This window comes from Marinobacter sp. UBA3604, assembly GCF_002375325.1.
Lineage (GTDB): Bacteria > Pseudomonadota > Gammaproteobacteria > Pseudomonadales > Oleiphilaceae > Marinobacter > Marinobacter salarius.
The window spans coordinates 1-12,635 of record NZ_DFMB01000041.1 but is presented as its reverse complement, the minus strand read 5'-3'; the positions used below and the strand labels follow the sequence as shown (position 1 = coordinate 12,635).

Genomic DNA, 12,635 nt, shown 5'->3' with positions numbered 1-12,635 from the left:
GGGTCTCCTGAAACTTGTTATCTAATTACTTTTTTATTCCCGTAAGTTTACTTTCTTTTTTTGCTACTTTCACCCGCCAGTCATTCATTTTTCCATTATTTGTTGTTATATTTACTACATCAGAAACTGAAACGAACAATAAACAAACAAATCTGGAGCCAGAACATGACTATTCGTATCGCAATTAACGGCTTTGGTCGCATTGGCCGCAATGTTCTCCGCGCACTTTATGAAAACGACTACCGAAATGAGCTTCAGGTGGTTGCCATCAACGACCTGGGAGACGCGGAAACCAACGCTCACCTACTCAAATACGACAGCGTTCACGGTCGCTTCAACGGCATTGTGAACCACGATGCCGAATCACTCTCCGTCAACGGTGACCGCATCGCCATCACCGCCATCCGTAACCCCGAAGAACTGCCGTGGAAAGACTACCATGTGGATGTGGTCTTCGAGTGCACTGGCCTGTTTACCGCCCGTGACAAGGCAGAGGGTCACCTCAAAGCCGGCGCACGCAAAGTCATTATCTCAGCCCCCTCTTCTGACGCCGACGCGATGGTTGTCTACGGGGTCAACGACGACGTTCTGACCGCCGAACACAACATCATCTCCAACGCCTCCTGCACCACCAACTGCCTGGCACCGGTTGTTGAAGCATTGCACAGGAAAATTGGCATTGAGAGTGGCCTGATGACCACGATCCACTCGTACACCAATGACCAGAAACTGAGCGACGTCTACCACTCTGACCTGTATCGCGCGCGCTCGGCCACCCAGTCCATGATCCCGACAAAAACCGGTGCAGCCGCAGCCATTGGCAAGGTGATCCCGGAACTGTCCGGAAAACTTGACGGACTGGCCGTGCGGGTTCCTACTATCAACGTTTCCCTGGTGGATTTCGGCTTCATCGCCAGCCGCGACACCACCGTGGAAGAAATCAACGAGGTCGTGAAAGCTGCAGCGGAAAACAACCCGGTCCTTGGCTACAACGCAGAGAAACTGGTTAGTGTGGACTTCAACCACAACGCCCTGTCCAGCATTTTCGACGCCAATCACACACGGGCCATGGGCCGTCACGCGAAAGTCATGGCCTGGTACGACAATGAATGGGGCTTCTCCAACCGGATGCTCGACAACGCTGTTGCACTGATGAAAAAGGCGAGCCAGTAACTCTGCTCACCTGCCATTTCGTCCAGCACAACCGGAAAGCTTCACTGAAAAACAAAAGGAAACTGGAACCATGTTAAGGCGCACCAAGATCGTCGCCACTCTCGGCCCCGCCACCGATTCACCGGAATCACTGTCAGCTATTATTGCTGCAGGTGTTGATGTTACGAGATTGAATTTTTCCCACGGCAGTGCGGAAGACCACATCCAACGCGCCCTGCGGGTGCGGGAATCTGCCGCCGCCAACGGCCGGTTTGTCGCCCTGCTCGCCGACCTCCAGGGGCCAAAACTTCGTATCGCGCGCTTCGCGGAAAACAAGGTGACCCTCAAGGCCGGCCAGCAGTTTATCCTGGACGCCAGCATGGACAAGGAAGCCGGCAATGAAGAGCGCGTCGGCATTGACTACGAGCAACTGATTGAAGACGTCAAGCCAGGCGACATCCTGGTACTCGACGACGGCCGCATCGAGATGGAAGTCGAGTCCGTTGACGGCACCAGCATCTCCTCCCGCGTTCTTATCGGCGGCCCCCTGTCCAACAACAAGGGCCTCAACAAGCGCGGCGGCGGCCTCTCCGCCGAAGCCCTGACCGAGAAAGACAAGCAGGACATCAAAACCGCCGCCCGCCTGGGCGCCGATTATGTCGCGGTGTCGTTTGTACGCACCGCCGAAGACATGCACGTTGCCCGCCGTCTATTGAAAGAAGCTGGCTCGGAAGCACGCCTGGTTGCCAAGATTGAACGCGCGGAACTGGCCCACGATAACGCCGCCCTGGATGCGGTCATCGATGCGTCGGACGCGGTTATGGTGGCCAGGGGTGATCTCGCTGTTGAGATTGGCGACGCCGAGCTGGTGGGCGTTCAGAAGCACATCATCAACCGCGCCCGCGCCCTGAACACGGTGGTGATTACCGCCACCCAGATGATGGAGTCGATGATCGAAAACCCGATGCCGACCCGGGCGGAGGTTTCCGACGTGGCGAACGCGGTGATGGACTACACCGACGCGGTCATGCTGTCAGCAGAAACGGCGGTCGGCGACTATCCCACGGAAGCGGTGGAAGCCATGGTGCGAATTTGCATGGGCGCAGAAAAGCATCCGTCGATGCATCAGTCCAAGCACCGCATTCATGAAAGCATGGAGCATGTGGATGAGGCGATCGCCCTGTCTGCCATGTACGCGGCCAATCACCTGGATGGGGTGACGTCGATTATCTGCATGTCGGAAACCGGTGCCACTCCCCTGCTGATGTCGCGCATCAAATCCAGCCTTCCGATTTTTGCCTTCTCGCGCAATCATTCTACCCAGCATCGGGTAACGATGTTCCGTGGTGTACAGACGGTACCCTTTGATTCGGCGACGATTCCGCCCGAGCAGACAAACTCGCGCGCGGTGGCTGAGCTGGTTCGGATGGGGGCCGTCAAAGAGGGTGACCTGGTGGTGATTACCAAGGGCGATTATGTGAATGCCCAGGGCGGCACGAACACTATGAAGATTGTTCGTGTTGGGGCTGATATTCGCTAGACGGGAATTGGGAGGTGTCGTCGTTTGTAGCCTGATGGTTTTGGTGCCTTGAGGCTGCGGGGCGGGGCTTCCCAAAACCGCTACGAGCACATCCATGTGCGCTTGGAATTGGCCATCCTTGGCCAATTACATTTTGGGAAGCCCCGCCCCGCAGCCTCTTGCTTAGACCAATCGGATATCGCTGGACCACACTCTTGTTTACAACGCGTTATTCGCCGGAATGACCAAAGCTAGCCTCCCTCTTCTTCACGCAAAACATTGACTCAAAGCACTTCAAGCAGCCAGGGAGACACCTCTGAGACCGGAACAAGCGGTTGGTGGTAGGGCCGTTCGGGAATGTAATTGGCCAAGGATGGCCAATTCCAAGCGCACATGGATGTGCTCGTAGCGTTTCCCGAACGGCCCTGCCACCAACCGCGAACACCCCGATATCTCAGGCTACAGCCCGCAGATAACTCACAGGTCAAAGGTCACCAAGGCTCCCACGAACAATCTCAGAAATCTGCCCCCAATCACCGGAAGCAACGGCATCACCAGGGGTCAACCAGGTGCCACCAACGGCCGAGACGTTCTTAAGGGCCAGATAGTCCTTGGCAGTGTTGCGGCGGATACCGCCGGTCGGGCAGAAGGTAACGTCCGGGAAAGGGCCAGAGAACGCCTTCAGGGCGGGGATACCGCCGGCGACTTCGGCTGGGAAGAACTTGAATTCACGGTAGCCAAGGTTGTAGCCAACCATCAGCTCCGAAATCGTTGAAATGCCCGGCAGCAACGGCGCTTCCGAAGTCACACCGAATTCCAGAATGGCCTCGGTGACACCCGGCGTGATCACGAACTGGGCGCCGGCGGCTTCAACCTGCCGGTACTGGGCAATACTGGTGACCGTGCCCGCCCCAACCCAGGCATCCGGGATCGCTTTTCGTACCTGCTCAATGGCCTTCACGCCATGAGGGGTACGCAAGGTGATTTCCAGTACTCGAATGCCACCATCAACCAAAGCCTGACACAGTGGCAGCGCTTCGTCCGGGTGGTTAATGGTAATCACCGGAACAAGCGGGGAAGCGTTCAAGACCGCCTGGACGCGCTCGCGGTGGAAGTCAGACAATTGGTTCATACATATCTCCGGTATAACAAATCTCGGGCGAACAGCCTTAAGCGCTCCAGTAAACCTGCAGCCCCGGTTTCAGGAAAGCGCGGATGGGCATTTCGCGGATGTTTTCGATATCGCTGCAGGCACTCTGCAGGGTTTTCAGCTTGTCGTCCCCCTTCAGGTGCAATGCCGTAAAACCCGCACGGCTCAGGGCACGCAGCGTCAGCGTAATGCGCTTCTGGGGCTGGGAAGGTGGCGTCATGGGGGCCACGATGGCGGTCGAATCCGTATCAAGGGCTTGATCCAACTCCGGCGCATCTGGAAACAATGACGCCGTATGGCCGTCGTTGCCCATACCCAGGATCAGCACATCCAGCGGAAGGTGGAGCTCCTCAAGGGCTGTTTCCGCGGCCGCCAAGCCGTCAGCCGGCGTGTCGCCTGGCTGCTTGAGGGACAGGTACCGGGCTTCCGAGGCAGGGCCTTGTAACAGACTTTCCCGCACCAGGCGGGTATTGCTGTCGTTATCGTCTTCGGAGACCCAGCGCTCGTCCGCCAGCAGCACGTCAATGCGCGCCCAATCCAACGGCTTCTCCCGCAAGGCCTCGAAAAATGGCAGCGGGGTTGAGCCGCCAGACACCACCAGACTGGCGCGGGGTGCAATCAGCAGCCGTTCCGAGAGGTGTTTTGCGACTGCATCCGCCAGCGCAACCGCCGTATCACCAGGGGTGTCGAAAAAATACGCATCCACTGACTCCGGCAGATTCAGGTCATGCATCTTCATACCAGCTCCTTCCGTCACGGGTAATCATGGCGATGGAGGCAACCGGGCCCCAGGTTCCTGCGGCGTAGCGTTTTGGCGGTATGCCACTGTCGTCCCAGTTGCGCATGATCTGGTCAACCCATTGCCAGGCGTGCTCCACTTCGTCACGACGGACGAACAGATACTGATTACCCTTCATGACCTCCCAGAGCAGACGCTCGTAAGCATCCGGTATGCGGTCGGTCTCGAAGGTTTCCGAGAACGTCAGCTCCAATGGCCCCTGGCGCAGGCGCATTCCCTTATCCAGCCCCTGGTCCTTGGTCAGAATTTGCAGGGACATACCCTCGTCCGGCTGCAAACGGATGATGAGTTTATTGTTCGCCAGGTGCTTCTGATCCGGATCAAAGATGTAGTGTGGCGCCGGCTTGAAGTGAATGATGATCTGCGACAGCTTCTCCGGCAGGCGCTTACCCGTACGGATGTAGAACGGTACGCCAGACCAGCGCCAGTTATCGATCTCGGCTTTCAGGGCCACAAAGGTTTCGGTCTTGCTGCCGCGCGCCGCGCCCTCTTCCTCCAGATAGCCCGGCACGGGCTTTCCGCCACTGGTGCCAGCCGTGTACTGCCCGCGAACCACATGCGTATCCATCATGTCGGGAGTGATACGGCGCATCGCCTTCAGCACTTTCACTTTCTCATTGCGGATACTGTCTGCCGACAGGTCCGAGGGTGGATCCATGGCGATCAGGCACAGGAGTTGAAGCAGGTGGTTCTGAACCATATCGCGAACCTGACCGGCTTTATCGAAATAGCCCCAGCGGCCCTCAATACCGACGCTCTCAGCCACCGAAATTTCAACATGGGAAATATGGTTCTGGTCCCACTGGGAAGCGAATAGGTTGTTGGCAAACCGAAGCGCGATGAGGTTCTGTACCGTTTCCTTACCCAGGTAATGGTCGATACGGAACAACTGGTTTTCGTTATAAACCTCACCCAGCTCGTCATTGATGACCTTGGACGACTCAAGGTCGTGACCAATCGGCTTCTCTACAACCACCCGGGTGTTCTGGTCGCAACAGTTATTTCCCCGGAGGTTGCGTGAAATCTCACCGTACATGGCCGGTGGTGTGGCCATGTAGACGATCAGATTGCTGGGCTCCTTGCTGCGCCAGTCATTGAGGACGCTGTAACCTTCAGGGTTGGTGAAATCGAGGAACTGGTAATCCACGCGCTGCAGGAATTTCTCGGCCACGTCGGCATCAAACTCATCTTTCCTGACATGCTCTTTCAACTTGCCAAGAAGCGTCTTACGAACCTCGCCGCTGTCTGCCTTGTTTCTCGCGATTGCCAGAATACGAGTGCCCTTGTGGAGCAGTCCGGCCCGCTCAAGCTGATACAGCGCGGGAAACAGTTTGCGTTGCGCCAGATCACCGAGCGCACCAAACATCATCAGGTCACAGCGGGTATTTATCGGATCAGCCATCGGTTCCTTCTCTCTTTGTTTTCATGCAGCAATACACCGCCGCACGACTCGAGGCGTCAATGTAGTAATTTTATGCAAATAATGACACCAGAAATGAAATTTTCCAAGGATATTTTCCAATTAATGACACTTTTACTACCACAAACCTACCAAAAACACGCTATAATCAGCGCGGATTTTCACAAGAACGCCGATGATTCAGGGAGTATCCCAAATGGCTGCGAACCAGGCGCAACGCGATGACAACCTGCTCGAAGATATCCAGCTAAGACTGGACACGCTCAATAAATCGGAGCGCAAGGTTGCCGAAGCGATTCTTCGCGACCCAAGTGCCGCCACCCGATACAGCATTGCCGCTCTGGCAAGGGCAGCAGACGTCAGTGAGCCAACCGTTAATCGTTTCTGTCGCGGCTTTTCAGCCACCGGCTTTCCTGATTTTAAAATACGCCTGGCCCAGAGCATTGCCACTGGCACACCGTATATTGGCCAGAATGTGGAACCCGACGACACTGTCGCAGAGTTCTCCGACAAGATCATGCTCAGCACCATCGCCAGCCTGGACAAGGCACGTCAGGCCCTTGACCCAAAAGCACTGGCGTCGGCTATCGACTATCTGATCCAGGCCAAGCAGATCAACTTCTTCGGCATGGGCGGCTCCGCACCCGTTGCCATGGATGCCCAGCATAAGTTCTTTCGTTTCAATATCCCGGTCATGTCGTACGATGACGCCCTGATGCAGCGCATGGTTGCCGCGGGGGCCACCAAGGGCGATGTCATCGTGCTGATTTCCTACACCGGGCGCACCCGCGAAACCGTCGAGATTGCGCAGCATGCGCGCACCAACGGCGCTACCGTTATTGGCATCACCATGCCCGGTTCTCCGCTGGCGGAGGTCTGCACCGTGGTCATCGAGGTAACCGCGCCGGAAGACACTGAGGTTTATATGCCGATGTCCTCCCGCATTATTCACCTGACGGTGATCGATATCCTCGCGACCGGCGTGACTCTCAAGCGCGGTGCAGACTTCCTGGGCCACCTTAAAAAAATCAAGGAAAGCCTGAAACCAACTCGCTTCCCGACGACCTGAGCACCACACAGTCTAAAGGTAGCAAAACCACTGATTTAGCATCTCATCCCTCTACGCCCCTCCTCCCCCTGAAAACTCACCCCCCTTTTTCTTCAGGGCGGAGGATGCACTACCCCACCCGTTACAGGACTATGAAATCCGGTTTCCCAATGTCTGATTGGCAGAAGCTGCAATCAAGGGAACCGGAGGCCTGTTCCGGAACTGACTGTCCACGACACGATGTCGGAACTTCCGCTTCCCTGACATTCAAAAAAGACAAAAAGCACAGGATGCAGATGATGCAAAACAATAAGCGCTTTTTCCCGAACAAACTCCCGCTTGCGGCTGCGGTCACAGCTGCCATCATGGCTACGCCCGCCATCGCCGTTGAGTTCCACGGTTACGCCCGCTCAGGCCTTTCCACCAACACCAGCAGTGGCGGGGAACAAACCTGTTTCGGTAGCGGTGCCAACGGCCACTTTGTCGGACGCCTTGCAGACGAATGCGACACTTATGCGGAACTGGCCTTTGGTGACCAGCTCTTCAGCCAGGACGGTAAAACGTTCCGCTTCGACTCCATGGTCTCCTACGAAGCCATCAACCAGGGTAACGACTACCAGGCATTTGACGGCGCCGACGATGTCAACGGCGTCGATTTTGCCGGTGAGGAAACCACTCGCAACAACGGCAACCCCTATAGCGGCGGCGAAGTAGCGGTGCGTCAGCTTTACGTGTCCGGCACCAACGTCATCGAATCTCTGCCTGGCGCCACGCTCTGGGCTGGCAAGCGCTACTACAAGCGTCACGACGTGCACCAGCTGGACCTGTACTATATTAACAACTCCGGCTACGGTGCCGGCGTTGAAAACATTCAGGCCGGTGCTGGCCAGTTCTCCGCTGCATGGATCAACTTTGACAAGCAGGAAAGCGACACCATCGTTCAGAACAACAAGCTGGACCTGCGCTACGCCTTCCCGGTTGGCGAAAGCACGCTGACACTGGCGGGCATCTATGGCATGGCCGACCTGACCGATGAGCAGGAAGCGGCCGACATCATGGACGAGGATGGTTTCTTTGGTACCGTTGAGCTTGCGACGGGCTTTATGGGCGGCTTTAACAAGTTCGTCCTGCAGTATGCGACCGACTCACTGGGCGAAGCAGCATTCAATAACCAGGGTGGCAATTCAAGCCTCAATGGGCCCTACTACCCCGGTACGCTTGAGAAGAGCTGGCGGGTTCTGAACCATGGTGTAATCAAACTCGGTGGCCCGTGGGAGCTTGGCTACTCCGCCCTGTATTCCAAAGGTGAAACCTACGGCCCGATCAATGAAGAAGAACCCACCCGCCTGAGCGTTGTTGCTCGCCCGATCTACAACTGGAACTCCGTGACCAGCACGGCTCTGGAAATTGGCTACGAGGACGTGCACCAGCCCTATAACGACGAAGAGACCGATCTGCAGAAGGTAGCCATTGCGCAGCAGTGGAGTGCCGGTCCCGGTTACTGGGCACGCCCGGTGATCCGCGCCTACGCCGCAGCGTTCTTTGGCGATCAGGCGGAAGCCGCTCGCAGTGAGGGCATCGATGGCGACATCCAGATCGGTGCCCAGATCGAAACCTGGTGGTAAGGCTCTAAACCCCACACACTCTCGTTGGACCTCCTTGGGCCGGCTTTTCAGCCGGCCCTTTTTTGTACGCACCACTCCTCTATTCTCTACTCCCCATACGCCCCTCAGACTACGCCCGCAAAAGTCCGTTGCCGAAGGATGTGTGGCCGAGCTCTTCGCGCAACCATGATCCTGCAACGTTTGCGTACAGGTTCTGCCGGTTCGCAAGCAACATCCCAAACAACAACAATGGAAAAAGGATACGCGTTATGCCTGACCATAAACTGGTTGCAGGCGGCTGGGCCTTGGCTTTGTCCCTGGCTCTTGTCGGTTGCAACTCCGGTAGCAACAGCTCATCTTCAGACTCCGGCGACGGCGGAGGCGGGGACTCCACCGCCCTGCTGGAACCCGGCGACAACGAAGCCATCCTCTATTACAAACGCCCCGCCGGCGACTATGACGGCTGGGGGCTCCATCTCTGGAACGACGCCGCAGCCGGTTGCGATGGCCTGGCGGAAGGCGTGCCGACCGAGTGGACCGACCCACACACCGCCAGTGGCGTGAACGACACCTACGGCGCCTATTACATCATTCCCATGCGCGACGGCGGCGACTGCATGAACTTCATCATGCACAAGGGCGATGAAAAAGACCTGGGTGATAATGATAAACGCTGGCACTTCGGCGCCCTGGGCAATCGTATTTTCACGATCAGCGGCAGTCAGCTGCTCTCCCCCGACCCGATCGAAGCCGAGGAACTGGCCGTCGACGGCGCCAAGGCTCACTGGCTGGACGCCAATACGCTCGTCTTTGCCGACACCGCCGCGGCGACCCGAGTCGAACTTCGATATGACGCTGGCGCCGGCATCACTGTCGATAACACCGATAAAACCCTGAACGGGGGCACCGTTATTGAGCTGAGCGCAACCACCCTCTCGCCAGAGCTGGAAGAGGCCTTCCCCCATCTTGCAGACTGGCCCGCCTATAGCGTGGACACCGACAGTCAGACCAAAATGGACGCTTTGCGCGGCCAACTGATTGCCGGCGCTTACAATGGCAATGATGAGCTGATGTCGGCTACCCGCCTTCAGATCCCGGGTGTGCTCGACGATCTCTATGCCTATGACGGCACTCTGGGCGCTACCGTTAGCGGCGCCGATACCGGGTTTGCAGTTTGGGCCCCAACCGCCCAGAGCATGCGCCTGCACGTGTTCAATGCCGACGGCAGCATGGTGAGCGGCTATCCGGTAGACATGACCCGGGATAACGGTGTCTGGAGGCATACCGGCAACACCACCGATGTCGACCGTAAGTTCTACCAGTATGAAGTGACGGTCTACCACCCCCGTACCGATGCCATCGAAACCACTATGACATCGGACCCCTATGCCCTGAGCCTTTCCGAAAATGGGGTGTATGCGCAGGTCGTCGACCTGGCTGACAGCGACTTGAAACCGGCCAACTGGGACAGCCTGACCCCACCGACAGTGCAGGCACCCGAGGATGTCGTGGTGTATGAAACCCATATTCGCGATTTCAGCGCCACCGACGAAACCGTTGCAGCGGCCAATCGGGGCAAGTACGCCGCCTTTACGGAATCCACCAGCGATGGCGTCACCCACTTGGAAAGCCTGGCGAACGCTGGCATCACCCACCTCCACCTGCTGCCGTCCTTCGATATCGCAACGATCAACGAAGACCCGGCCGAGGTGGTCAATATCAACGACGACTTCAGCAAACTGTGCGACCTGTCTGACGACGCCGCAGCGAACTATGCGGACCTCTGCAGCAGTGGCGATACCATCCGCACGGTCCTGGCATCCTTCGACCCGACAACCGGCGACGCCCAGGCGCTGTATGGCACTTTTCGTGGCCTCGACAGCTTCAACTGGGGCTATGACCCGGTGCACTACACCGTTCCCGAGGGCAGCTACGCCTCCGATGCCAACGGGGTGACCCGGATACGGGAATTCCGTGAAATGGTGCAGTCTGCCACCAATCTGGGTCTGAACGTGGTCCTGGATGTGGTCTACAACCACACCAACGCCTCCGGGCTTGCCGACAAGTCGGTCCTCGACAAACTGGTCCCCGGCTACTACCACCGCCAGAACCCCGAAACTGGTGTCGTTGAGCAATCAACCTGCTGTGAAAATACGGCGTCCGAGCACCGGATGATGGAAAAACTGATGATCGACTCCCTGGTCACCTGGACATCGGAGTACGGCATTTCCGGATTCCGTTTCGATCTGATGGGGCATCACATGCTGTCGAATATGGAGAAGGCATTGGCCGCCGTAACTGCAGTCGATCCAGACACCTACTTCTACGGTGAGGGCTGGAACTTCGGTGAAGTCGCCAATAATGCGCGTGGCGTCAACGCCATCCAGCCAAACATGGCCGGAACGGGCATCGGCTCCTTCAACGATCGCCTGCGTGACGCCGTACGTGGTGGCGGCCCCTTCGATGGCGGTGACGCACTGCGCGCCAACCAGGGCTTCAGCAATGGTCTGTTCAGTATCCCCAACGACCGAAACAGCGGCAGCGACGCTGAGAAAACCCGCCTGCTGCAGATCAGCGACTGGATCCGCGTTGGCATTGCCGGCAGCCTGAGCGACTATTCGTTGATCACCGCCGATGGCACCACCAGAACCGGCGCGGAGATCGATTACAACGGTCAGAGTGCCGGGTATACCAGCGATCCCCAGGAAATCATCAACTACGTCTCCAAGCACGACAACCAGACGCTCTGGGACAACAACCAGTACAAGGCGGATTTCGCCGCCACGCTTCAGGAACGTGCCCAGATGCAGGTGGTGGGCCTTTCCGTCCCCATCCTCAGCCAGGGCATTCCCTTCATCCATATGGGCTCGGAATTGCTGCGTTCCAAATCCATGGAAAGGGACAGTTACGATTCCGGCGACTGGTTTAATGAAGTCGACTTCAGTTACCAGGAAACCGCCTGGAATCGTGGCCTGCCCCGTCAGGACAAAGACGGCGCGAACTGGGACCTGATCACCGAGATTATCGGCCAGTTCCCGGCCGGCCCAACGCCAAGCGAGATCGACTACACCCGCAAGCAGGTCGAGAAGTTGCTGACCGTTCGTAGCGGAAGCGAGCTTTTCCGTCTACGCACCGCTGAACAGGTCAGTGAGCGGCTGGCGTTCCACAACACCGGTCCCAGCCAGGTACCCGGCGTGATTGCCTTCAGCCTGGACGATGGCCCCGACAACGGCCTGACCGATCTGGACAGCGACGTGGATCAGATCGTCGTGGTGATCAACAGCACAGGGACCCAACAGGCACTGGACACCAGCCTTAGTGAGGCCTTCTCCGTGATGGCGGACACCTCCCCGGAACAGACCGCTGCGGCAGCGAACGGCACCTTCACGGTACCGGCCCTGTCAGTGGCTGTATTCAATCGATAAGGCCGCTGACAACGGCCCTGGCGGCCCCATGGAAGAACAGACCCATGGGGCCAGCAACCATAAAGGAGACAATCATGAACAGGAAACTCACAACGCTGGCTTTGGCCTCGGTTATGGCCATCACAGCCGGTTGCGCCACCACCGGTGGTGAACGCGATTACAGCAAATCCCTGTATCTACGTGGGCAATTTGCCTGGTGGGATGCACTGCCGGAATACAAGGTCAAGAAAGTGGACAACGAGCTCTATCGCACGGAAGTGGAACTCAAGGCTGACGGGCAACCCTACGAGTTCAAGTTTGGTGATGCCAACTGGACGTCAGGCACCAATTGCGGCTATCTGTCGGAAGAAGACAAGGATGTTCAGCTGAACAAACCGGTAAAGACTAATTGCTCCGCGGTCTTCGAAAACTTCCGCTTTACCCCGCCCGAGACTGGTACCTATGGGTTTTACTTCGATGTACGCGGGGAGACCCCCGAAATCTACATCGACGAAGCCATCGAGTAGGAGGGGGAGTTA

At 57.3% G+C, this 12,635-nt stretch carries 9 protein-coding genes; 6 read left to right on the top strand and 3 right to left on the bottom strand.

The window, feature by feature from the left end:
* Positions 1 to 165: 165 nt before the first annotated feature.
* Positions 166 to 1,173: a type I glyceraldehyde-3-phosphate dehydrogenase gene (gene gap / locus B2590_RS11805; RefSeq protein WP_036205115.1), complete on the top strand. Its 1,008-nt coding sequence runs from the start codon at positions 166 to 168 to the stop codon at positions 1,171 to 1,173.
* A 70-nt stretch (positions 1,174 to 1,243) separates the two neighbouring features.
* Positions 1,244 to 2,692: a pyruvate kinase gene (pyk, locus tag B2590_RS11800; RefSeq protein ID WP_041335519.1), complete on the top strand. Its 1,449-nt coding sequence runs from the start codon at positions 1,244 to 1,246 to the stop codon at positions 2,690 to 2,692.
* Between the two features lie 463 nt (positions 2,693 to 3,155).
* Here pyk and B2590_RS11795 read toward each other — a convergent pair whose 3' ends face one another.
* From B2590_RS11795 to zwf, 3 genes are read right to left on the bottom strand one after another with little or no spacing between them, the layout of a single operon-like run.
* Entirely contained in the window at positions 3,156 to 3,803 is a 648-nt protein-coding gene (locus tag B2590_RS11795) for a bifunctional 4-hydroxy-2-oxoglutarate aldolase/2-dehydro-3-deoxy-phosphogluconate aldolase (protein ID WP_036205111.1), read from the bottom strand.
* A 37-nt stretch (positions 3,804 to 3,840) separates the two neighbouring features.
* Positions 3,841 to 4,554, bottom strand: coding sequence for a 6-phosphogluconolactonase (pgl, locus tag B2590_RS11790; protein WP_085681987.1), 714 nt, complete (start codon positions 4,552 to 4,554; stop codon positions 3,841 to 3,843).
* Positions 4,547 to 6,022 (bottom strand): glucose-6-phosphate dehydrogenase, encoded by a 1,476-nt coding sequence (gene zwf, locus B2590_RS11785; protein WP_036205105.1) that lies wholly within the window; start codon positions 6,020 to 6,022, stop codon positions 4,547 to 4,549. The genes pgl and zwf overlap by 8 nt, the downstream gene beginning before the upstream one ends.
* 214 nt (positions 6,023 to 6,236) lie before the next feature.
* Here zwf and B2590_RS11780 point away from each other — a divergent pair, with 214 nt between their 5' ends.
* The 4 genes from B2590_RS11780 (at position 6,237) to B2590_RS11765 (ending at position 12,623) form a co-directional block, all read left to right on the top strand.
* Entirely contained in the window at positions 6,237 to 7,109 is an 873-nt protein-coding gene (locus tag B2590_RS11780; RefSeq protein WP_036205103.1) for a MurR/RpiR family transcriptional regulator, read from the top strand.
* A gap of 278 nt (positions 7,110 to 7,387) precedes the next feature.
* A complete protein-coding gene (locus B2590_RS11775; protein WP_036205101.1) occupies positions 7,388 to 8,713 on the top strand; it encodes a carbohydrate porin in 1,326 nt (441 codons plus the stop codon).
* Positions 8,714 to 8,961: 248 nt separating this feature from the next.
* Positions 8,962 to 12,117, top strand: a complete 3,156-nt coding sequence (gene pulA, locus B2590_RS11770; RefSeq protein ID WP_286810248.1) for a pullulanase-type alpha-1,6-glucosidase — start codon at positions 8,962 to 8,964, stop codon at positions 12,115 to 12,117.
* 74 nt (positions 12,118 to 12,191) lie between these two features.
* The gene (locus tag B2590_RS11765) at positions 12,192 to 12,623 is read left to right on the top strand and encodes a hypothetical protein (protein WP_199449025.1); all 432 of its coding nucleotides are present in this window, start codon (positions 12,192 to 12,194) and stop codon (positions 12,621 to 12,623) included.
* Positions 12,624 to 12,635 lie beyond the last annotated feature (12 nt).

Bases quoted from the DNA above. Each gene is read 5' to 3' on its own strand.
- gap (WP_036205115.1), top strand. From the start codon at position 166: ATGACTATTCGTATCGCAATTAACGGCTTTGGTCGCATTGGCCGCAAT.
- pyk (WP_041335519.1), top strand. From the start codon at position 1,244: ATGTTAAGGCGCACCAAGATCGTCGCCACTCTCGGCCCCGCCACCGAT.
- B2590_RS11795 (WP_036205111.1), bottom strand. From the start codon at position 3,803: ATGAACCAATTGTCTGACTTCCACCGCGAGCGCGTCCAGGCGGTCTTG.
- pgl (WP_085681987.1), bottom strand. From the start codon at position 4,554: ATGCATGACCTGAATCTGCCGGAGTCAGTGGATGCGTATTTTTTCGAC.
- zwf (WP_036205105.1), bottom strand. From the start codon at position 6,022: ATGGCTGATCCGATAAATACCCGCTGTGACCTGATGATGTTTGGTGCG.
- B2590_RS11780 (WP_036205103.1), top strand. From the start codon at position 6,237: ATGGCTGCGAACCAGGCGCAACGCGATGACAACCTGCTCGAAGATATC.
- B2590_RS11775 (WP_036205101.1), top strand. From the start codon at position 7,388: ATGCAAAACAATAAGCGCTTTTTCCCGAACAAACTCCCGCTTGCGGCT.
- pulA (WP_286810248.1), top strand. From the start codon at position 8,962: ATGCCTGACCATAAACTGGTTGCAGGCGGCTGGGCCTTGGCTTTGTCC.
- B2590_RS11765 (WP_199449025.1), top strand. From the start codon at position 12,192: ATGAACAGGAAACTCACAACGCTGGCTTTGGCCTCGGTTATGGCCATC.